This window comes from Trinickia sp. NRRL B-1857, from assembly GCF_050470685.1.
In the GTDB taxonomy this organism is placed as follows: Bacteria; Pseudomonadota; Gammaproteobacteria; order Burkholderiales; family Burkholderiaceae; genus Trinickia.
Genome location: NZ_JBFLUK010000011.1, coordinates 1 through 20,133 on the forward strand (window position 1 = coordinate 1; position 20,133 = coordinate 20,133).

19 protein-coding genes and 5 pseudogenes are annotated in these 20,133 nt (G+C 61.5%); 11 read left to right on the plus strand and 13 right to left on the minus strand.

What is annotated here, in order from left to right; translation table 11 throughout:
• A pseudogene (locus AB1286_RS21045) lies at positions 1–295 on the minus strand (peroxiredoxin); the annotation flags it as partial.
• Positions 296–350: 55 nt separating this feature from the next.
• Positions 351–850: pseudogene (locus AB1286_RS21050) on the minus strand (Ohr family peroxiredoxin).
• 252 nt (positions 851–1,102) lie between these two features.
• Here AB1286_RS21050 and AB1286_RS21055 point away from each other — a divergent pair.
• The 9 genes and pseudogenes from AB1286_RS21055 (at position 1,103) to AB1286_RS21095 (ending at position 9,984) form a co-directional block, all read left to right on the plus strand.
• Positions 1,103–2,105, plus strand: a pseudogene (locus tag AB1286_RS21055) (LysR family transcriptional regulator).
• 336 nt (positions 2,106–2,441) lie between these two features.
• Entirely contained in the window at positions 2,442–2,690 is a 249-nt protein-coding gene (locus AB1286_RS21060) for a lecithin retinol acyltransferase family protein (protein WP_430367271.1), read from the plus strand.
• Positions 2,653–2,937, plus strand: coding sequence for a lecithin retinol acyltransferase family protein (locus tag AB1286_RS21065; protein WP_430365195.1), 285 nt, complete (start codon positions 2,653–2,655; stop codon positions 2,935–2,937). The genes AB1286_RS21060 and AB1286_RS21065 overlap by 38 nt, the downstream gene beginning before the upstream one ends.
• A gap of 94 nt (positions 2,938–3,031) precedes the next feature.
• Positions 3,032–4,582, plus strand: a pseudogene (locus AB1286_RS21070) (DHA2 family efflux MFS transporter permease subunit).
• A 64-nt stretch (positions 4,583–4,646) separates the two neighbouring features.
• The gene (locus tag AB1286_RS21075) at positions 4,647–6,134 is read left to right on the plus strand and encodes an efflux transporter outer membrane subunit (protein ID WP_430365196.1); all 1,488 of its coding nucleotides are present in this window, start codon (positions 4,647–4,649) and stop codon (positions 6,132–6,134) included.
• Between the two features lie 33 nt (positions 6,135–6,167).
• Positions 6,168–7,418 carry an HlyD family efflux transporter periplasmic adaptor subunit gene (locus AB1286_RS21080; RefSeq protein WP_430365197.1) on the plus strand — a complete coding sequence of 417 codons (1,251 nt, stop codon included), beginning with the start codon at positions 6,168–6,170 and terminating at the stop codon, positions 7,416–7,418.
• Entirely contained in the window at positions 7,408–8,142 is a 735-nt protein-coding gene (locus tag AB1286_RS21085) for a sensor histidine kinase (RefSeq protein ID WP_430365198.1), read from the plus strand. The genes AB1286_RS21080 and AB1286_RS21085 overlap by 11 nt, the downstream gene beginning before the upstream one ends.
• 26 nt (positions 8,143–8,168) lie before the next feature.
• On the plus strand, positions 8,169–9,191 hold the full coding sequence (locus AB1286_RS21090) for a LysR family transcriptional regulator (RefSeq protein WP_430365199.1): 1,023 nt from the start codon (positions 8,169–8,171) through the stop codon (positions 9,189–9,191).
• Positions 9,192–9,252: 61 nt separating this feature from the next.
• Positions 9,253–9,984, plus strand: coding sequence for a response regulator transcription factor (locus AB1286_RS21095; RefSeq protein WP_430365200.1), 732 nt, complete (start codon positions 9,253–9,255; stop codon positions 9,982–9,984).
• Here the strand turns inward: AB1286_RS21095 and AB1286_RS21100 are convergent.
• The 5 genes from AB1286_RS21100 to AB1286_RS21120 all read right to left on the minus strand — a co-directional run bounded on the left by AB1286_RS21100 (position 9,975) and on the right by AB1286_RS21120 (position 14,552).
• Positions 9,975–11,225, minus strand: a complete 1,251-nt coding sequence (locus tag AB1286_RS21100) for a DUF3734 domain-containing protein (protein ID WP_430365201.1) — start codon at positions 11,223–11,225, stop codon at positions 9,975–9,977. The two genes, AB1286_RS21095 and AB1286_RS21100, sit on opposite strands and share 10 nt — an antisense overlap.
• A gap of 59 nt (positions 11,226–11,284) precedes the next feature.
• Positions 11,285–12,067, minus strand: coding sequence for a 3-hydroxybutyrate dehydrogenase (locus AB1286_RS21105; protein ID WP_430365202.1), 783 nt, complete (start codon positions 12,065–12,067; stop codon positions 11,285–11,287).
• Positions 12,068–12,133: 66 nt separating this feature from the next.
• Positions 12,134–12,877 carry an acetoacetate decarboxylase gene (locus AB1286_RS21110; RefSeq protein ID WP_430365203.1) on the minus strand — a complete coding sequence of 248 codons (744 nt, stop codon included), beginning with the start codon at positions 12,875–12,877 and terminating at the stop codon, positions 12,134–12,136.
• Between the two features lie 282 nt (positions 12,878–13,159).
• Positions 13,160–13,543 carry an ATP-dependent protease gene (locus tag AB1286_RS21115; protein ID WP_430365204.1) on the minus strand — a complete coding sequence of 128 codons (384 nt, stop codon included), beginning with the start codon at positions 13,541–13,543 and terminating at the stop codon, positions 13,160–13,162.
• 28 nt (positions 13,544–13,571) lie between these two features.
• Positions 13,572–14,552 carry a LysR family transcriptional regulator gene (locus AB1286_RS21120; RefSeq protein ID WP_430365205.1) on the minus strand — a complete coding sequence of 327 codons (981 nt, stop codon included), beginning with the start codon at positions 14,550–14,552 and terminating at the stop codon, positions 13,572–13,574.
• Between the two features lie 105 nt (positions 14,553–14,657).
• Here AB1286_RS21120 and AB1286_RS21125 point away from each other — a divergent pair.
• Positions 14,658–14,824 (plus strand): annotated as a pseudogene (locus AB1286_RS21125) (SDR family NAD(P)-dependent oxidoreductase); the annotation flags it as partial.
• 22 nt (positions 14,825–14,846) lie between these two features.
• Positions 14,847–15,446 (plus strand): NADPH-dependent F420 reductase, encoded by a 600-nt coding sequence (locus AB1286_RS21130; RefSeq protein ID WP_430365206.1) that lies wholly within the window; start codon positions 14,847–14,849, stop codon positions 15,444–15,446.
• A gap of 146 nt (positions 15,447–15,592) precedes the next feature.
• On the opposite strand, the gene AB1286_RS21135 is transcribed toward AB1286_RS21130, so the two are convergent.
• Genes AB1286_RS21135 through gsiC form a run of 6 tightly spaced genes read right to left on the minus strand, consistent with a single transcriptional unit; the run spans position 15,593 to position 20,072 of the window.
• The gene (locus AB1286_RS21135; RefSeq protein WP_430365207.1) at positions 15,593–16,099 is read right to left on the minus strand and encodes a hypothetical protein; all 507 of its coding nucleotides are present in this window, start codon (positions 16,097–16,099) and stop codon (positions 15,593–15,595) included.
• Complete coding sequence (locus tag AB1286_RS21140; protein ID WP_430365208.1) at positions 16,063–16,260, minus strand: hypothetical protein; 198 nt, start codon at positions 16,258–16,260, stop codon at positions 16,063–16,065. The genes AB1286_RS21135 and AB1286_RS21140 overlap by 37 nt, the downstream gene beginning before the upstream one ends.
• A 7-nt stretch (positions 16,261–16,267) precedes the next feature.
• A complete protein-coding gene (locus tag AB1286_RS21145) occupies positions 16,268–17,086 on the minus strand; it encodes a M55 family metallopeptidase (protein ID WP_430365209.1) in 819 nt (272 codons plus the stop codon).
• Entirely contained in the window at positions 17,083–18,204 is a 1,122-nt protein-coding gene (locus tag AB1286_RS21150) for a P1 family peptidase (protein ID WP_430365210.1), read from the minus strand. The genes AB1286_RS21145 and AB1286_RS21150 overlap by 4 nt, the downstream gene beginning before the upstream one ends.
• Before the next feature lie 37 nt (positions 18,205–18,241).
• Positions 18,242–19,141 carry a glutathione ABC transporter permease GsiD gene (gene gsiD / locus AB1286_RS21155; protein WP_430365211.1) on the minus strand — a complete coding sequence of 300 codons (900 nt, stop codon included), beginning with the start codon at positions 19,139–19,141 and terminating at the stop codon, positions 18,242–18,244.
• Positions 19,142–19,151: 10 nt separating this feature from the next.
• A complete protein-coding gene (gene gsiC, locus AB1286_RS21160) occupies positions 19,152–20,072 on the minus strand; it encodes a glutathione ABC transporter permease GsiC (protein ID WP_430365212.1) in 921 nt (306 codons plus the stop codon).
• Positions 20,073–20,133: the final 61 nt, after the last annotated feature.

Below are 20,133 nucleotides of genomic sequence, written 5' to 3' on the forward strand. Positions count from 1 at the left end.
GGATCGCCGCGCGTGCCGCAAGCAGGCTCAACGCGCCATGGAAGCAAGCCGCGTAACCGGCTGCGAATAGCTGCTCCGGATTCGTGCCGCCCCCGGGCCCGCCGAGCGCTTTCGGCAGGCGCAAGTCGATGAGGAGCTCGCCGTCATCGGAGCGTGCGAGCCCTGACGCGCGACCATGGCCCGCTTCGCCCCCCGTGACGGTAACGGTGGTCGAGTACAGGGTTTGGATTTCCTTCCCATGGTACTTGTCGAGCAGCGTTAGCGGGGGTGGGCTCAGCGTCGTCTTTCGTGTCATTGCGAGTCGTATGCGGCCGAGAAGAAGTGTCGTGCAACAGGAGGTGCAAGCTGTGTTAGTCGATTACCGCGACGATATTGACGGTCCCTTGCCGTGCCATTTTTGCGTAAGGGCACAAGCGTTCGGCATTTCGAACGAATTCTTCCGCCACGCGCCTCTCGACGCTCGGCATTCGGACGCGAAGATCGATGACCAAAGCGTAGCCGCCGTCCATCGGGTCGCGCCCGAACGAGACTTGTGCCGCTACGACGATATCGTCGAGCCGCATTCCGTCACGCTTGGCGAGCAGATTGAGCGCGCCGTGAAAGCACGCGGCAAAACCGGCTGCAAACAGTTGCTCGGGATTCGTGCCGTCGCCCGGTCCCCCGAATTCGGTGGGAAGGCGCAAGTTCAGATCCAAATTCCCGTCATCGAACGCGCGACGCCGGAGGCGCGGCCGTGGCCGGTGGCGCCGCCCGATACGGTGACCGTCGTCGTATAGAGCGGAAGAAAGTCCTGGCCCCTATACCTGTCGAGCAGTGCAAGCGGCGGCGAATTGAGGTTCTTGTCATCCATCGGCATTCTCGAATTCAGTCATGCACGTTCCCCTGAACGGGCACGTCGACTCAATGGTAGGCCAGCGCTCGAAGCCGGCGGTAGCATCGTTCCGGTACGCATCGTGTTTCCCGTTCGACACCAATCTAAAGCACTATTTATGGATGAAACGCTTAACGAGCGAGGGTTGGGGCCCGTGTCGGATCGACATGATGTGTCCTACACTGCAAGCCTATCTACGCCGGATGTGCAGCGAAGCGGAGCAGGGCGCCAATGGACCAATCGGATACGCAGCGGGTCGGATTTCGCATTGGCTTGCCCAATCGTAGCGACGATTTATCGACCTGTTTCGCGACGAGCTATGCCGGCATCATCGCCTTCATGGCGGTAGCCACCGAAGGCAGTTTCGCGAAGGCGGGAGAGCGGCTCGGCATTGGGCGTTCGGCAGTGTGCCGCAATGTGCAAAAGCTCGAAGCGCAATTGAGCACGCGATTGTTTCTTCGAACCACGCGGACGACTCACCTGACGCTCGAAGGGGAGCGATTCTTCGAGAATTGTCATCAGGAGTCGAGCGGATCGTCGAGGCGGTCAACGAGATGCTCGAGCTCCGTGAAGGTCCGCCGCGTGGGCTTTTGCGCGTCAGCTCGACGGTCGGTTTCGGTAGGAAGGTGGTGGCCCCGCTGCTCGAAAAATTCATGGCGGCTTATCCCGAGGTGGCGATCGATCTGCTGCTCGACGATCGGCCGGTCGACTTCGTCTCCGAACGGATCGATGTGGGGTTCCGCGACGGACGCATCGAAGATTCGAGCATCATCGCGAAGCAACTGGTGCCGATGGAAAGGGTGCTTTGTGCCTCGCGGGCGTATGCGGAGCAGTACGGTCTTCCGTCGTCGCTCGAAGAGTTGGATCAGCACGCGTGCGTCAACTTGAGACTCGCGGGCGGCCGCGTCTTGGAGTGGGAGTTCAAAGTCGACGGGCGCGTTCATAAGTACTTGCCGGCGGCTCGATTGACTTTCAGCGATATCGATTTGGTACTGACGGCAGTCCTCGATGGCCGCGGTATCGCGCAACTGCCGGCTATCAAGTCTGCGATTACGTCGCGCGCAATGACCTGGTGATCGCGTTGAAGCGCTATGTGCCCGACGACCGCGGCCACTTTATCTGCTATCTGAGCCGGCAGCACTTGCCATCGCGCATTCGAGCGTTTGTCGATTTCATGACGACCGAGATTCGGGCGCTCGACGTCCTTTGCCTGGGTGAATTCACATCACCCTAAATTCGCCGATGCGACCTCGACGGTGCGTATTGGTGTCCACCAGGAAACGGTGAGTGTTCGCGCGCAGATCTACCGCGCTGCGGACCCCACACCTACCATGCAGTCATCGCAAGGCGGCCACAGCTCGATCTGACTGACTTCATGTAGCGATCGATTTCTGCCGAGGTGCAACGTGCCTCGGAGGGGCCGCTTTGCGTTCGAACCCGGGCAGGGATCTTACTGCTTCGACGCATTCATTCGCAAAACGCTTGCGGGCAATGAACGCATCGTAGCGCCGAGGTGGGTGGCTCGCCATGAAAACTTTCGATATCGACTGGATTGCAACGTCGCCGGATGATGCCGGCGCGATCGACTTGGGTGCGCATCTCGTCAAGCGAACGCGAAGGTTATTCGCACCACGGAATATATGCAGGAAACGGACAGGTGATTCATTACGGCGGCTTTCATCACTCAATTGAGCGACGGCCTGTCGAAGTCGTTTCGTTACAAAGTTTTTCTGCGGGCAGACCGATCGGGTGCAGTCGGAGCCCAATGCCGTGTATCGCGAATGAATGTCGTGGCACGGGCCCAATCGCGCTTGGGTGAAGACAGATACCGGATTTTGACGAACAACTGCGAGCATTTCTGCACGTGGTGCGTACAAGGCTTCGCACGGAGCGAGCAGGTGCGTCGATGCCTCACGCATCCCTGGTTAGGCATCGCCACGCTGCGCGTGCTAGCGCGAAGGAGCCGCGCTTTCCGTCACTGGGCCTCGCGGATCTCGTGCGTTAGCCATCGATTTCGTTCGTCGATCGCGACGCATTGCTTCGTCGATCAACTCCGTCGAGCTTAGAACGATTCCACGGATCGGATGCCAATGCGAATCGATCGGCCGATCGAAGCAACAGTAGCCGATTAGTTAAGACTCTAAAGGATGAAACATGAACATGGAATCCAAGGCAGTCGCCGCTGCACCGTTGACCGCATCCGATTTGGTATCGGCACGTTTGCAGTTGCACTCGCCACTTTCATGAACGTGCTCGATTCGTCGATTGCGAATGTTGCCATTCCGACGCTTTCGGGCAATCTGGGCGTGTCCGTGGATGAGGGTACGTGGGTCATTACACTCTTTGCCGCGTCTAATGCCGTATCGATTCCCCTAACGGGATGGCTCACGCAACGGGTCGGTCAAGTGAAGCTGTTCGTCGGGGCGATTCTTCTGTTCGTCTTGTCGTCGGCGGCATGCGGCTCGCGCCGAATCTCTTGTGCTGCTTGCGGCCCGCGTGGTGCAGGGCGCAGTGGCGGGGCCGCTGGTGCCGCTTTCGCAAGCGCTGCTGCTGGCGTCGTTTCCCAAAGACAAGAGTTCGAGCGCGCTGTCGCTCTGGGCCATGACGGCAACGGTTGGGCCGATCGCGGGGCCCGCGCTGGGCGGATGGATCACCGATCGGTATAGCTGGTCGTGGATCTTCTATATCAACGTTCCCGTGGGCTTGTTTGCCGCCGGCGCGATCTGGATGATTTATCGAGAACGCGAGACGCCGGCGCGCAAGCTGCCGATCGACAAGATCGGGCTGATTTCCTTGATCGTCTGGGTGGCGTCGCTGCAAATCATGCTCGACAAGGGTAAGGACCTCGACTGGTTCAACTCGCCCGTGATCTGGCTGCTCACTATCGTGGCAGCGGTAGGCTTCGTGTTCTTCTTGATTTGGGAGCTCACGGAGGAAAAGCCCGTCGTCGATTTGCGGCTGTTCGCCGGGCGTAATTTCGCCGGCGGCACCGTGGCCATTTCGGTCGCCTTCGCCCTGTTCTTCGCGAACCTCGTCGTGCTGCCGCAATGGATTCAGGGCTATCTAGGCTACCGCTCGGTGACGCGGGCTCGTCACGCGCCGCTCGGAATCTTTTCCGTCGTGCTTGCGCCTTTGATGGGCAAGATCATGCCGCGTTCGGACATGCGTGTGTTGGCGACGTTGGCGTTCGTCGGGTTCGCCGGCGTCTTCCTCATGCGTTCGCATTACACGACGGGCGTCGATACTTATACGCTCGTTTTGCCGACGCTGTTGCAAGGGATCCCGACGGCGCTTTTCTTCACGCCGCTTACCGCGATCATTCTGTCCGGGCTGCCGCCCGAGCGGATTCCGTCGGCGGCCGGGCTGTCGAACTTTGCGCGCATCTTCGCCGGCGCGGTAGGGACGTCTCTGCTCAGTACGGGCTGGAACAACCGAACGATCCTGCACCACGAGCGGCTCGTCGAGCAGACGAGCATCAACAATCCGACCTTCACGAGTGCAATCGCGGCGTTGCAGAGCACGCTCGATGCGAGCGCCGACAAAGCGCGCGCCGTCTTCGAATATTCGCTCAACACCCAAGCGGCGATGCTGGGTCTGAACGACATCTTTTGGCTATCCGCCGTGATCTTCATTTTGATCATCCCGCTGATTTGGCTGACGCGACCGGCCAAGGGCGGCGCCGCCGGCGCAGCCGGTGCGGGTGGCCACTGAGCCGGCGTGCTCAGTTCAACTCATTGACTGGACGGTGCAAAAATGAAACCGCGCAATTCTTGCCTTGGCGTCAACGCTCACAGCCTCGAAATGGGTTATCCCGGCGCTCGTCGCGGCGATATTGCCGGCTTGCGCCAACTATGCGGGTATTCATAGCGACAAGCGGATCGCCGAGCCGAGGCAGTTCGAGACCGCACTGAGTCTGCCGGCCGAGCAGGGCCGCTGGCCGGCCGCCGATTGGGTCGAGCAGTTCGGCGACGCCCAGCTCAAAACGCTGATCGACGAGGCGTTGAAGGCGAGCCCCACGATCGAACAAGCCATGGCGCGGGTGAGGCAGGCGCAAGCCTATGGCGAAACGGCGCGGGCGAATACCCTGCCGCGCGTCGATGCGAATTACTCGCTGACCCGCGAGCAGTACAGCGCTTCGGCGATGATTCCGCCGCCGTTCGCCGGCAACTGGCAGACTGAGAATCGGGGCCTACTGTCGGCGTCGTTCGATCTCGATCTGTGGGGCAAGAATCGCGAAGCGATGAACGCGGCGCTGTCGCAAGCGCAAGCGAGCGACGCCGATGCGCAATTCGCCAAGCTCACGCTCGAAACGGCAATCGCGCGCACTTACAACCGGCTCGCTCGCCTGTTCGCGCTGCGCGACGTAGCCGCGCAGGAGGTCGAACGCCGGAAGCAGATCGATACCGTTACCGCGGGCCGGGTCGCCATAGGCCTCGATACCGAAGTGGAACGCAAGAGCGCATTGGCGAACTTGGCGACGAGCCGCGCCGCCGTCACGGCATTGGACGGCAGTATTACCACGACGCGTTATCAATTGGCGGCGCTCATCGGGGCAGGGCCCGATCGCGGCCTCTCGATCGAGCGGCCGGCGCTGAGCGCCGGCGACGACGTGAAGCTGCCCGACAATTTGCCTGCCGATCTCATTAGCCGACGGCCCGATATCGTAGCCGCCCGCTGGCGTGTAGACGCGACGATGCACGAGGTGAAGGAAGCCAAAGCGGAGTTTTATCCGGATATCAATCTGAGCGCCGCGATCGGCTTCGATGCATTCGGATTCGGCCGCTTTCTTACTGCGGCTAGCCGCACGGCATCCGCCGGACCGGCGATCCATCTGCCGATTTTCGACGCCGGTGCGTTGCGCGCACAACTGAAGGGCCGCTATGCGGCGTTCGACTACGCGGTTGCCGCTTACAACCAAACACTGGTCACGGCGCTTTCGGACATCGCGACGCAGCTTGGAGACATTCGGTCGAGCGACGCGCAACTCGTCGATGCGCAATCGGCGCAGCAGGCCGCTCGCGGGGCCGACCAATTGGCACTGACGCAATACAAGGCTGGACTTACCAATCAATTGACGGTGCTCAATGCCGACGTCGTCGCATTGAATGCCGATCAGGCCGTCGTCAATCTGAAGATGAGCCGCCGCGATCAGCAGATCGCGCTCGCCGCAGCGCTCGGGGGAGGCTATGTCGACACCTCCGCACAAGCGCTGCATTCCCTCGATGCCGACGGCCGAGGCGCCCATATTGCCGCTGCGCATTGAGCCGCAGTTCGCACACCAGCCAGGAGAGTTGAAATGAGCGATACCATCACGTCCGATCGCGAACGCGCGGATTCGATCGGCGACGACCGCGTGAGGCGCGCAGGCGGGGACGAGGCGCGGCCAGCGGCCGGCGGCGCGGGACCGACGCCTTCGAGCCGCCGCAAGCACATGCTCGTTTTGCTTGCGCTTGTCGTGGCGGCGGCCGGCGCGGTCTACGGGGCCTACTACTACAGCTATGCGCGCTTTTACGAATCGACCGACGACGCCTATGTCAGCGGCAACCTGGTTCAACTGACCCCGCAAGTATCCGGGACGGTGGTGGCTGTCGATGCGGATGACACGCAAATCGTAAAGGCAGGCCAGGCGGTCGTCGCGCTCGATCCGGCGGATTCGGAGATCGCGCTGGCGAACGCGAAGGCCGCACTGGGCGAAACCGTGCGGCGCGTCAGCAGCTTGTACGTGAACAACGACTTCTATGCGGCGAATGTGGCGCAGCGCGAGTCCGATCTCGCGCGTGCCGTCGACGATCTGCGCCGCCGGCAGGCGGTCGCATCCACCGGCGCGGTGTCGGCCGAAGACATCGCCCATGCTCGCGACACGGTCAACGCCGCGCGAGCCGCATTGGATGCGGCACGCCGCCAAGCCGAGGCCAATCGAGCGCTGACGGCCCGTACGACGGTCGAGACGCATCCCGATGTGCAGGCGGCGGCAGCCAAAGTCAGGGATGCTTATTTGGCGTACGCGCGCGATACGCTGCCGGCGCCGGTGACGGGTTATGTGGCGCGGCGTTCGGTGCAAGTCGGCCAGCGCGTCGCCCCAGGGACACCGTTGATGGCGATCGTGCCGCTTGACGGTGTGTGGGTCGATGCCAATTTCAAAGAGGTCCAGCTCAAACGGATGCGTATCGGACAACCGGTGACGCTGACGGCGGACGTCTACGGATCGAGTGTCACGTATCACGGCCGGATCGAGGGATTTTCGGCGGGCACGGGCAGTGCATTCGCCACGCTGCCGGCGCAGAACGCCACGGGTAATTGGATCAAGGTCGTCCAGCGGCTGCCGGTTCGCATCCGGATCGATCCGAGCGAGCTGGCAGCGCATCCCCTTCGGATCGGCTTGTCGATGCAGGTCGATGCCGATACGCACGACGATTCCGGAACGCAGCTCGGCGCGGCTTCCAACACGAGCTATCGCACAGATGTGTTCGAGCAGTACGGCGCGCAGGCCGATGTCGAAATCGCGAGAATCGTTCGGCAAAACGAGGCCGCCCATCATGGCGCGTGATCCGGTGCATACGGATCGGCTGGCTATGCTCGGGCGAGCGGTTGCGTTCATCGTGCATGACGCGCTGCAACCGGTCGGATCGGCATTGACGCGGGGACAGTCGGCCTTGCGATGGCTGCGCCGCGACCCGCCCGATGTGGCAGCGGCCATTGCTTCGCTGGAACGGTTGGTCGAAGACGTGCAACGTGCGAGCGCTACGCTCTCGGCGCTTAGGAAGCTGGCGTCTCCGACGGCCGGACCAAAGCTGCCGCTTTCGCTGAACGCGTTGCTGTCCGACTCGGTGCGATGGCTCGAGGATGAGCTTCGACACAACGGGATCGATGTAGCGCTCGAGCTCGTCGACGGCGATGTTCAGGTGATGGCCGCACGCGTCGCGCTGCAACAGTTGATCGTCAACTTGATCGTGAACGCGATCGAGGCAATGGTCGAGAACTCGGTGGCGACGCGGCGGCTTACCGTAGCCCTGTCCGTCGAGGGGCGCAATGCGGTGATTGCCGTCAGCGATACGGGGCGCGGTATCGCGACGCATGCCGTGCCGCACTTGTTCGATGCGTTCTATACGACAAAAGAAGGGGGAACGGGGATGGGATTGGCGATTTGCCGCCGCATCGTCACGGAGCATGCCGGGAGTCTCGAGGCTGTGAGCCCGCCCGAGGGCGGCGCGCGGTTCGTGGTGCGCGTGCCGCGTCTCGGGACATGTGGCGTGGGGGCGAGCGAGCGCTGATGGGATGCCTTATCGGAGGGGCACAAATGAACCAATCGCAGTTGTCGGAACATAGCATTCGCCTTTGTCCGCCGTGCCGGCCCGACGGGCTGTCTACGAGCTTCTCGGCGAGCTACGCGGGGATCATGGCGTTTATGGCCGTCGCCACCGAGGGCAGTTTTGCAAAAGCGGGAGAGCGCCTCGGGATCGGCCGGTCGGCCGTGAGCCGGAGCGTGCAGAAGCTGGAAATGCAGCTCAGTACGCGGCTGTTTCAGCGCACCACGCGCACCACGCAACTGACGCGCGAGGGTCAACGGTTTTTCCACAACTGTCATCAGGGCGTGACGCATATCGTGGAAGCCATGAACGATATGCTGGAGCTTCGGCATGGACCGCCCAGCGGCTTGCTGCGTATCGGATCGCCGGTCGCATTCGGTAGGAAGATCGTTGCACCGCTGCTCGATGCCTTTATGAAAGTCTATCCGGACATCGTCGTCGATCTTGTGCTCGACGAGCGCCCCGCCGATTTCGCAACGGACCGGATCGACGTAGCGTTTCGCAATGGCCGCATCGAGGATTCGAGCATCGTGGCCAAGCAACTGATTCCGATGCAGATGGCACTCTGTGCTTCCCCTTCCTATATCGACGCGCACGGCCTGCCGGGCACATTGGACGATTTATGTCTGCACGAGTGCATCAACCTTCGCGTCGCTGGCGGCAAGACATTCGAATGGGAGTTCAAGGTCGACGGGTGCGTACGCAAGTTTCTGCCCGAGGCGCGTATTGCGTTCAACGATGCCGATTTGGTTTTGCAAGCGGTACTGAGGGGGCAGGGCATCGCACAGATGGCGGGCTATCAGATTTGCAGCCATATTGCTGCGGGCGAGCTTGTCGTCGTCATGGCGCGGTATGCACCCGACGATCGCGGTCATTACATTTGCTACCTCACGAGGCAGCATCTGCCGGCGCGCATTCGCGTTTTTATCGACTTCATGACCGAGCGGATTCGCGCACTCGATCTCAATTGTTTGACCGAATTCAATGGCTATGCGGGCAAGTGCGCAGCATGAGCCGGCGCCCGCGCCGAAGACGAACGATGCAAGCTGCCGAACGTTGACACCGGAGCATATTGTGAGCGTAATCACATCGATGCCGCGTCGAGGACGCGAGTGTCTCGAACCTTTGGTCTATGTTCTCGACGACGATCCGGACATGAACGACGCGCTCGTCGATTTGCTGCATTCGGTGGGCATGCGCACAACGTCTTTTTCGTCGGCGGAGACTTTCCTGTCGATCGAAATCGGCGAGGAGCCGAGTTGCCTCGTGCTCGATGTTCGGCTGCGCGGCGCCAACGGGCTCGACGTTCAGCAAGCGTTGAAACGGCGCGACATCGACCTGCCGATCGTCTTCATCACGGGCTACGGCGATATCGAAATGACGGTGCAGGCGATGAAGGCCGGCGCGGTGGACTTTTTGACGAAGCCGTTTCGCGACCAGGCCCTACTCGATGCGGTCGCGCAAGCGATTGCCGTGGATCGGAAGACGCGCCGGGCGGCAAGGTGCGGCGATGACTTGCGTGGGCGCTATGCGACGCTCACCGACCGCGAACGCGAGGTCATGATGTTGGCGGTTTCCGGGCTCATGAACAAGCAGATCGCCGGCGAAATCGGTATCAGCGAAGTGACGGTCAAAGTTCATCGCGGCAGAGTGATGCGCAAGATGTCGGCTCGTACGTTCGCCGATCTCGTCAAGATGTCGATCGACATCGACCGCACGGCGCGGCACGATCGGGCCAGTTCGGCACCGGCGCCGCGCTATCTTATCGACGCGGCGCCGCAATCCATGGCGACAAGTTACGGGTGAGCGGTATCGCGCTGGCGATGGATGTCGTGCGTGACGAACGGGTTGTCTTGCGTCGGCATCGCCAGCCATTCGGGATGTGCCAGCGTTTCGCGGATGTCATCGAGTCCACTGCCCCAATGCTCGTTCATGGTCAGCGGGCCGAACTGAAAATCCTTCGCGCTGCCCTCGAACGACTTGTCGCGATAGATCAATTGAACGACATTTCGACGTGCGTTGCACGCACGTTCGGCCGCACGCAGATAGGCTTCGTGCTGGCGATTTTCCGGCGGCACGAGGGCCATGACCTCGTTCAACATGACGCGGAAGTTTTGCTGTTCGCTCATGTAGTCTGTGATGAAGCGGGTGCGGCTGGAATACTGCACATCCTTTTGACGCGTGGCGACGCCGAGGAGGTTGTCGGGCACGCCGCCGCGAGCGCTCCATAAGTCGACCTGAAAGATCAGCGAATTGCGTCTAGGCTGCGCCTTCAGAATTGCGGAAAGCGGCGTATTGGAAACGAGTCCGCCGTCCCAATAGAATTCGCCGTCGATCTCCACGGCGGGAAAGCCCGGCGGCAAGGCTCCGGAGGCCATGAAATGCTCCGCGCGCAAGATCGTTTTGGTGTTGTCGAAGTAGACGAAATTGCCGGTGCGCACGTTCACGGCGCCGACCGATACGCGCATCTCTTGGTGGCGGTTGATCCGATCGAAATCGGCAAAGCGCTCGAGCGTGGACTTCAAGGGCGTCGTATCGTAGTAGCTTGCGCTGTGAGGCGTGGCAGAGTGCATCGATCCTGGCGACCAGAAGCGGGGAGAGAAGAACCCACGCTGCCCCTCGAACAACGCACGGGCTGCTTCGATGCCGTCAAACCAAATTCGCAGCGGGTCGGGCCAGTGCTGCGCGGTCTCGGCGATCATCTCGTACGGCAAGAGGCTGGGCAGCCAGGGCTGGCGGCAAATGTGGACCCAGAACTCGCGCAATTTGGACACGCGATGTTCGGGTGCGTTGCCGGCGATGATCGCGGCATTGAGCGCGCCGATGGAAATGCCCGCGACCCAATTCGGCCGGATGCCGGCTTCGGCCAGCCCTTGGTAGACGCCGGCCTGATAGGAGCCGAGTGCGCCGCCGCCTTGGAGTACGAGCGCAGTGACGGCGTAGTCGCGGTCGATCTCGATGGTTGACGTCGATCGTGCCGTTGCCTTCGCGGGCCCGGACGATCCTTGCAACCCTTGCTTGTCCTGGAACATGTGAAACTCCCTCATCGATTCGCATGAGAATGCTCGCAGCGTTCGTGCGCCCGCCGCGAGCATCGACCACGCACTTACTGCATGTACCAGCCGTGGCTGACGACGAACGATTGGCCTGTTAGCGCATTCGAGGGATAGGCGCACAAGAAGAGCGCGGTCTGTGCGACGTCGTCGACCGTGGTGAATACGCCATCTACCGTGCCGCCCAGCATGACGCGGCGTATCACTTCCTCTTCGCTGATGCCGAGTTCGCGCGCCTGCTCGGGGATTTGTTTGTCGACCAGCGGCGTGCGGACGAAGCCGGGGCAAATCACATGGGAGCGCACGTTGTGCTCGCCGCCTTCCTTGGCCACGACGCGTGCAAGGCCGAGCAGTCCGTGTTTGGCCGTGACATACGCGCATTTGAGCGGCGATGCCTCATGGGAATGGACCGAGCCCATATAGATGATCGTGCCGCCGCGCTTGTCGCGGTACATATGTTTGAGCGCCGCACGCGTGGTCAGGAATGCGCCGTCCAAGTGAATCGCTTGCATGCGTTTCCAATCGGCGAAGCTGTATTCATGTACCGGATTGACGATTTGGATGCCCGCGTTCGACACGAGGATGTCGATGCCGCCGAAGCGCTCGGCGACGGATTCGATTGCGCGCTCGACTGCGGTCTCATCGGCCACGTCCATGGCAAGGCCGATGGCATGACCACCCTTGGCTCTGATCGCGTGCGCGACGGTGTTTGCCGCGTCCTCGTTGAGATCGGCGATGGCGACCGTTGCGCCCTCGCTCGCCAATAGTTCGGCGATGGCTTTGCCGATGCCGCTGGCGGCACCTGTCACGACGGCGGTTTTACCTTGAAGTTTCATGGCGTTCTCCATTGAATGTCGGGCCGGGCAGGCGTTGTGCGTGCCAGGCATCATGCGTTGGGTTCGTTAGCGCCGCAGATAGTCGTAGACGACTTCGCCCAGCCCGAGCGTGAGGTCCGCGACGTAGTGCTTTGCGCCGACGACCTCGAGGACCGGCAGCGAGGCGACCGGCGCTAACGCGTGTGGGAAGAGCGAGAGCGCAGCCGGGCCCGTCCATGCCCCTTTCACCTGGACGTCTTTGAGGAAATAACAGACCAACTCGCAGACGCGGGCGGAGCCGTCGACATGAGGCAGGATCTTGAGCAGGAAATTCGGGGTGTTCGCGAGGGCGTCGCGAACCTGATCGCTGTCGATCGTTTGGTGTTTGTAGCCCATCGTGCCCGTTGCTACGCGGACCGGACCGTAATCGAGCGTCCCCACGAGGGTGTCGGTCTCGACTGCTAAGCGAGGGTTTGCGAGCTTTTTCGGGAAGCCCCAGAGTTCGCGCCCGGCGGCCAGCGGCGGATGATCGTCGAGAAACATCGCATGGGTGTAATTGCCGCGCCGCCCTTCGTACGTTACCGGAATGACTTGGCCGGATTCGGAGTAGTTTCCAAAGCCGGTGGAGTCCGGCATCCGAATGAATTCGTAATGCACGAGCGGTTCGGCTATCTCCAACGGCTCCGGCACGACGGCGCGCAGCAGTTCCGGATCGGTGCGATAAGAGATGACGAGGAACTCGCGTTGAATGAAGCGGTACGGTCCCATCGGATATGCCGGCCGACTTAGCGGTGTGGCAAAAGCCAAGTCGCGGATAGTTTGAACGTCCATGGTGCGCAAGCCTCCTCGGGCGAAAGCGTGGTGCGATGCGCCGTCGGGGTGACGGCTATCGATCACGGTTAGCGCATTCTGGAGGTTCGAGCGGCGAGGCTCCATCACACGAAGGTATCAGCGGACGTATCCGTTCGTGCGACGCTCTAGCCGGAGTTCATTGCTCGAGGGGGCTCAACATACTTCGAATGAGCCCCTGTCTGGCGGCAAACTCGGAAAAGATAAACGAGTTGCGATTTACGACAACGTGTTCGTCATGGACGACGTCACGCTAAGCGACGATCAGAGATCTCCGCTCACTTCACCGGTTCCGAGCTCGCTCCGTAGCCGGTTGACCTCCGCCCACAGCTCATCGCTATCGATATTGCGCAGCAGAACCACGCAGTCCAGCTGGTCTTCGTCCACGCCGAAGTATTGCAATATCTCCTTGCGAACCGAATCGAGGAACTGCGCATATTCCGGGGTTTCTTGGGCTTGCGCGTGCAAGGCGTCGTATTCCGCATCGTCCGCGCCGCCGCCATACTCGTCGATGTAGCGCGAGATCCATTGGTCCCGTTCGTGGTCGTAGTCGGCCTCGGCGCGCATCGCCTGCATTGCCGTATCGAAGTCTAGTTGCGCAAACGCGGCGATCGCCGCCGTCGTTGCCTCATCGAATTGGATAGTCATTCTCTTACCTCTTGCTGATCGTGGCGCATCATCGCATAGGCCGTGCGTGGGCGGGGATGCCGGCCGCTTTTTTGCCTTTGCGCGAGACAGAGCGCTGGCCGGTTTTCTTCGGCAAGCGCTGGGGATCGGCGAGGAGCTCGACCAGCCGCGTTTCGCATTCGGAAAACGAGTACCCGCGCCGCTGTGAAATCATGAACGTGAGAGCACGCATATGCCATGCGCGCCGTCGAAGCTCGACGAGTGCGCCATTTGCGAGGTCTTGCTCGACCATATGTTGCGGCATGTGCCCCCAGCATAAGCCACCCCTGAGCAGATCGTGCTTCGCGCCGAGATCGTTGACCCGCCATTGACGTTCACTGGCGACCCCCTGCTGCGTCTTCTCTGCATCGGACTGGTTGTCGGTTACGACGAGCTGGATGTGCCGGCCGAATTCCTCTTTCGAAATCGGCCCTGCGATGGCGGCCAACGGGTGCGATGGTGCACAGACCGTCACCATTCGTGCTTCACATAGATGCAGTCTTTCCATGGTGCCAGGGTTCAGCTCCGGCACGTCCATGATCGTCACCGCCAATGCGCACGTGCCTTCGATAACCAGACGCTCGCCACCCTGCATGGTCGTCATGCGCAGATTGATTGCAGCCGTTGGAAAGTCCGCCTGCACGGTACGTAGACAGTCGATTAGATGCGCGCGCGGAAAGTAAGTGTCCACCGCAATCGAGACCTGCGGTACCCCGGCTTCCGCAATCGACACCGCGCGCATCTTCATTTCTTCGGTACGCGAAATCACTCCACGAGCATCGGGCAGGAGGCTGCGGCCCGCAGGCGTGAGCGTCGCCTTGCGCGCGTTGCGCTCGAACAGCACCACATCGAACGCACTTTCGAGTGCGTTGATCGCATGACTGATCGCCGACTGTGCGCGCTTGAGCTCTCGCGCGGCCCCGGAGAAGCTCCCTTGGTCGCACACGGCGACGAAGGCCCGAAGTTGATTGATGGTGACGTTGTCGAGCATGGCTATCGAAAAAGTAGATGGCAGCTATAGATATTTAGTCAATTGGCTTCATGAATCAAGCGCGCCAGAATCGGACCTATCGCTTTTGTTCCAGGGGTGCACGACATGAACGGATTGAATGGAAAGACCGCTGTGATCACCGGTGGCCCACGGGTATCGGCCGCGCCGCGGCAAAGCGCTTCATCGAGGAAGGGGCCCGCGTTTTCATCTTCGGCCGCCGGCAGGAAGCGCTCGGCTGGCTGCTCCGTTCGATAATCGAGTCCAGCAGGGCGCGGTAAAACCAAAGAGGAATCTATGAGCTACGCAATTATTGGGTTCGGCAAGTTCGGCCAAGCGCTCGCTAGGGCGTTTGCGAGAAGCGGTATCGAAGTATCCGTGGCAACCACGCGCGATCCCGAAAGCTTCGCATCCGCCGCGGCCGCGATCGGACCCGCGATCGTTCCCAAAAAACTGGCGGAAGCGGTCAAGGCGGACGTCATCTTTTTGGCGGTTCGTTTCGAATCGCACCCGGACGTCGCGAAGGCGTTGTCGAGCTGGCAGGGAAAGATCATCGTCGATGTGACCAATGCCTACGGCGTGCCCCTTGAGGCACTAGGGGAGCCATCTTCTGCCAAGGTCGTCGCACGGGCTTTCGCCGGCGCGAGGCTGGTTAAGGGCTTCAATCATTTGCCCGCAGCCGTCTTCGAGCAAGATCCGGCCGTGAGCGGTGGCAGGCGAGTGGTGTTCTTGGCGAGCGACGATGGCGACGCCGCGGCCGAGGTCGGTGCACTTGCGGAAAATCTCGGCTTTTCGGCGATCCAACTTGGCGGTCTCTCGGAAGGCGGACTGCTTGTGCAGGCAAGCGGAAATAGCTGGGGGCATCTGATCTTTAAGGACTTGATCAAGTTTGATTGACACCGCGGAGGGGATTGAACGCGCTCTCTCAGGCAGACGAATGCTGCTGCGGCGTGATTTCGTCTGAAACGGACTTTCCCTCGTGCAACATACAGTCGCCCGAGGTCCGTCCCTCCGCCCGATACGCTCGGGCCAGCGGATATTCGTCAGGCCGACGTGCCGGCTTTCCCGCGTTGCAGCTGTTGGGCCGCTACCTGCCTGCGAACGGCTTGCTCGAACTGTATCGTGGCCGAATCCTTGTCGCGTCTGCTGGCGCCCACGAAGTTCCGTACGATCTGAATCGGGGTAAAGATGAGCCCCCACGGAATGCCCCACCATCCCAAAACACTGGATTGAAGGATCGCAAGGAATTGCTTCTTTTGACCGCATCGCCGGCAGCAAACATGGCGTCGCGTGGACCATTGCGTCGCGATGAGGAACGACATCACCCGGTGTTCCGCGTGCACGTCGATCGGGCTGTCGTTGCGTCTACATATCGGGCAGGGACCATGCCGCCATTTCTCCACCAACGGCTGAATCACTTCGGCGGGCAACTGGTCTGCCGTTGCAATGATCCAATGCGAATCTGAACATCGTGTTCCGCAATAACGATACCCGTCGATCGATCGCCCACCGATCAGGAATGTCTTTCCACAATTGCTGCACTCTGCCATTTCGCCCTCTTGTCGTTTTTATTGCCGGAATGAATCGGATCGCCGTGAGCCGCGATGGCCGAGATCGGCTGCGATTTTCGGTCAGCGTTTTTCGGTTCGTTGCAGGCAGCAATCCGGATCTTGTTTAACGGCACATCGTCGCGGATATTGAGGCCTGCCACCACCAAATCAGCGCAACATGAACGACATAGCGGAAAGGCAATTGAGTTTCCGTACCAACGACCGCATGCTCTCGGCGCTAAAACACAACGTGCTGCCGTCGACGCGCTGCATATCCGGCCATTGGCAAAACAAATCGGCTTGGCCAGGCGTTTGCGTCGTCAATTCGCACTCCAACGGCCCATGGATCGCATACGGCTGAAGGTCACGTACATGGGGTAGCGCGGCTCTAGCCGCCTCTTCGATGAGCGCACACGCGCGAGACGGCGCAAGGCTCGTGCAAACCGTATTGCCGTACGCGCGTTTGGTTTCCACGCCGATCGCGCCAGGAAAAGTCGGCGCCGTCTCGGCCAGGAAAACGTCGTCTCCGGACATCAACGCAACCGGTACCCCGAATTCCCCCGCAAGCGCGCCGTAAAGCCCCGCCTCGCCAAGCTCGGCGCCATTCACACGCACGCTTCTAAACGCGAAGCTGTTGATCGTGTGCGCAAGCACCCCGGTGGATTGCGAACGCGCGTGATAGCCGATCAGATAAACCGCATCGCAATCCTGCTCGACGCCGGCCATCATGCCCAGGTAACGCGGCTTGCCTGTGATCGTCTGCGCGCGCGGATCGAGCCGATCGAGCAGCAGATTGCGAAAGCCTCCGTGCGAATCGTTGACGATCACCTCCGTCGCGCCGCCCGCGAATGCGCCGCGGATCGCCGCATTGGCCTCGTCGGTCATCCATGCGCGCGCGCGCTCGTACTCCGGATTGCCGTTGCGCGTCTGCTCGACGTGAGTGACGCCGGCCACGCCTTCGATATCGGTGGAGATTAGGATTTTCATTGTGATCGTTCGCTTGAATGCTGAAGCGCCAGCAGGTCGCGCCAATTCGGCACGGCGTTCGCTATCGCTTCACGCCGATGACCCGCTCTCCCGGTGACGGTGGTGGCACGCCAGAGCGCATGGACGATGGCCTGCTCGACAGCTTCGGCGCATGCGTCGAAGAGCGGATCGAGCATCGATTCGTGCAGCATCCTGACGGCGGGCATCGGCTCGCTCGCCAGATGCGGAACCCGCCATGCCGAGCTGAACGCGAGCGCAATGTCGCCGCTGCCATGTCCGTAGACCGAACCCGTGCGAGCAAGCCCGGCCGCCGAGCGCTTCGCCAAGCGCTCAAGCTGCCGCGTATCGAGCGGCGCGTCGGTCGCGATGATCATAATGATCGAGCCTTTTTCCGGCTCCGCCCGCTCGTTGGCCTTTTGTGGTTTGCTTGCGGCGATGCGGCGCCCAAGCGGCTGTCCCGCTACCGTCAAGGTCTCGAGGCGCCCGTAGTTGGCCAGCACGAGCGCGCCTAACGTATGTCGTTGGTCATTCGGTAACGTGGCGATGCGCGAGGCGGAGCCAATGCCTCCTTTAAAGCTGAACGACGACATCCCTCGCCCCGCTCCGACGGAGCCTTGCGCGAACTCGGCCGTCGCTTCCTGGCAAGCTTTCGCATAGTGCTCCGCCGATACCGCCATCGCCTGAATATCGTTCAGGTAGCCGTCGTTGCACTCGAACACGAGCGGATTGACCGTCGACCATTCGCGGCCGATCTCCGGATGGCGACTCACGGCGGCACGTATTTGCGCGGATGCAACCGCGCCGACGGAAAACGTATTCGTCAGCGCGATGGGCGTTTCGAGCACGCCCAATTCCTGCACCTGTATGAGTCCGGCACTCTTGCCGAAGCCGTTGATGACCGCCGTGGCCGCCGGCACTTTTCGTAGAAACGTATCGCCTTCACCGGGCATGACGACGGTGACCCCGGTCTGAACGTCGCCATGGTCGAGCGTCGCATGTCCGACCGTGACGCCGGGGACGTCGCTGATCAGATCGCGCGGTCCCGACGGAAGAACGCCGATCCTCGGGAGCGTTTCGGAAACGTCTGCACCAGACGCGCCGGATGGTTGTTCTGGCATTCGACACCTTGAGTTCACTAGTGGATACCGGCTCGCGTCACCGGTCGAGCTTGGGGTCGAGCGCATCGCGCAGCCCGTCGCCGAGCAGATTGAATGCAAGGACGGTCAGAAAGATCGCGACCGCGGGGAAGATCGCCACGTGCGGCGCCAGCATCATGTCCGAGCGCGCATCGTTGAGCATGGCGCCCCACTCGGGCGTCGGCGGTTGTGCGCCCATACCGAGAAACGACAAGCTCGCCGCCGTGATGATCGACGTGCCGATGCGCATCGTCCCATACACCACGATCGGAGAAATCGTGCCGGGCAGGATGTGGCGGAAGATGATTACCCAGTCCGACGCGCCGATGCTACGCATCGCCTCGATATAAAGCATGTGCTTGATCGATAGCGTGCTCGCGCGCACGAGTCGCGCGAATGCCGGCACGCTGAAAACGGCGACGGCGATGATGACGTTGACCATGCTCGAGCCTAAAACCGCCACCACGCCGATGGCGAGCAAAATGCCGGGGAAGGCGAGCAGCACGTCCGATACCCGCATTGCAATGCGGTCCCACCAGCCTTCGTAGTAGCCCGCCAGCAGGCCCATGACCGTGCCGACGACAGCACCCAGTGCCACGGAGACGAAGCCCGCAGCCAACGAAATGCGCGAGCCCATCACGATGCGACTGAACTCGTCGCGCCCGAGCGCATCCACCCCCATCCAATGCAGCCAGGACGGACCGGCGTTCAACGCGTCGTAGTCGAAGTAGTTTTCCGGATCGAACGGTACGATCAACGGTGCGACGATTGCAACGAGCACGAGCAGCAGCACGAATACGCCGGCCCACATGGCCAGCTTCTGCTTGCGGAATTTACGCCAGAACTCGCGGGCTGGCGTGCGCACGCGGCCTTCCGGTGCGACGTTCATGCGCAACGCGGGGGCTTCGATTCGATTCATGGCGGCACCCTTACTGATAGTGGATGGTCGGATTGATCAATCCGTACAGGACGTCCACGACGATGTTGATCGCGATGAACTCGACGGAGAACAACAAGATCAACCCCTGGATCACGGGGTAGTCGCGCATGTTCACGGAATCGACGAGCAGACTGCCCATACCCGGCCAAGCAAACACCGCCTCCACGACGATCGAGCCGCCGAGCAGAAAGCCGAACTGAAGGCCCATCATCGTCACGACCGGGATCAACGCATTGCGGAACGTGTGCTTGACGACGACGAACCACTCGGACAGGCCCTTGGCCCGCGCCGTACGCACGTAGTCTTCCTGCATCACCTCGACGAACGCGGCGCGCGTGAAGCGCGCCATGACCGCGGCCACGCCGGCGCCGAGCGTGATCGACGGCAAGATGTAGTGCTGCCACGACCCGGCGCCGATCGACGGTAGCCAGCCGAGCTGAACCGAAAAGATCTGCATCAACACCATGCCGAGAGCGAACGCCGGGAACGAGATGCCCGATACGGCGAGCGTCATGCCGACCGCATCCGGCGCGCGGTTGCGCCAGACCGCCGACACGACACCCACCACGAGCCCGAATACGACCGACCACACCATGCTGGTGATCGTCAGGACGAACGTAGGCATGAAGCGGTCGGCGATCTCTTGGGATACCGGTCGCTTCGTCCGTAGCGATTGGCCCAGATCGCCGTGCAGCACGCGATCGAAGTAGCGCACGAACTGCTCGGGCATCGGCAAATCCAGTCCGAGTTGGTGGCGCACAAGTGTGACGGTCGCTTCATCCGCATCGGGCCCGGCCGCGAGGCGGGCCGGATCGCCCGGCAACACATGCACGAACAGGAACACCGCGACCGCGACGAATACCAGGGTGGGGACGGCGCCGAGAAGCCGCTTGACGATATAGACAAACATGGCAAGTCCGCGTTGACGAGCGCGAGAGGGGCGTCCCGCCCGCGCTCCGATACCGGATGCG

Excerpts from the sequence above, each read along its gene's own strand:
- AB1286_RS21145 (WP_430365209.1), bottom strand. The coding sequence starts at position 17,086 with ATGAAAATCCTAATCTCCACCGATATCGAAGGCGTGGCCGGCGTCACT.
- AB1286_RS21110 (WP_430365203.1), bottom strand. The coding sequence starts at position 12,877 with ATGGACGTTCAAACTATCCGCGACTTGGCTTTTGCCACACCGCTAAGT.
- AB1286_RS21085 (WP_430365198.1), top strand. The coding sequence starts at position 7,408 with ATGGCGCGTGATCCGGTGCATACGGATCGGCTGGCTATGCTCGGGCGA.
- AB1286_RS21150 (WP_430365210.1), bottom strand. The coding sequence starts at position 18,204 with ATGCCAGAACAACCATCCGGCGCGTCTGGTGCAGACGTTTCCGAAACG.
- AB1286_RS21060 (WP_430367271.1), top strand. The coding sequence starts at position 2,442 with ATGCCGGCGCGATCGACTTGGGTGCGCATCTCGTCAAGCGAACGCGAA.
- AB1286_RS21115 (WP_430365204.1), bottom strand. The coding sequence starts at position 13,543 with ATGACTATCCAATTCGATGAGGCAACGACGGCGGCGATCGCCGCGTTT.
- AB1286_RS21090 (WP_430365199.1), top strand. The coding sequence starts at position 8,169 with ATGAACCAATCGCAGTTGTCGGAACATAGCATTCGCCTTTGTCCGCCG.
- AB1286_RS21105 (WP_430365202.1), bottom strand. The coding sequence starts at position 12,067 with ATGAAACTTCAAGGTAAAACCGCCGTCGTGACAGGTGCCGCCAGCGGC.
- AB1286_RS21080 (WP_430365197.1), top strand. The coding sequence starts at position 6,168 with ATGAGCGATACCATCACGTCCGATCGCGAACGCGCGGATTCGATCGGC.
- AB1286_RS21130 (WP_430365206.1), top strand. The coding sequence starts at position 14,847 with ATGAGCTACGCAATTATTGGGTTCGGCAAGTTCGGCCAAGCGCTCGCT.
- gsiD (WP_430365211.1), bottom strand. The coding sequence starts at position 19,141 with ATGAATCGAATCGAAGCCCCCGCGTTGCGCATGAACGTCGCACCGGAA.
- AB1286_RS21135 (WP_430365207.1), bottom strand. The coding sequence starts at position 16,099 with ATGGCAGAGTGCAGCAATTGTGGAAAGACATTCCTGATCGGTGGGCGA.
- AB1286_RS21100 (WP_430365201.1), bottom strand. The coding sequence starts at position 11,225 with ATGAGGGAGTTTCACATGTTCCAGGACAAGCAAGGGTTGCAAGGATCG.
- AB1286_RS21120 (WP_430365205.1), bottom strand. The coding sequence starts at position 14,552 with ATGCTCGACAACGTCACCATCAATCAACTTCGGGCCTTCGTCGCCGTG.
- AB1286_RS21065 (WP_430365195.1), top strand. The coding sequence starts at position 2,653 with ATGAATGTCGTGGCACGGGCCCAATCGCGCTTGGGTGAAGACAGATAC.
- gsiC (WP_430365212.1), bottom strand. The coding sequence starts at position 20,072 with ATGTTTGTCTATATCGTCAAGCGGCTTCTCGGCGCCGTCCCCACCCTG.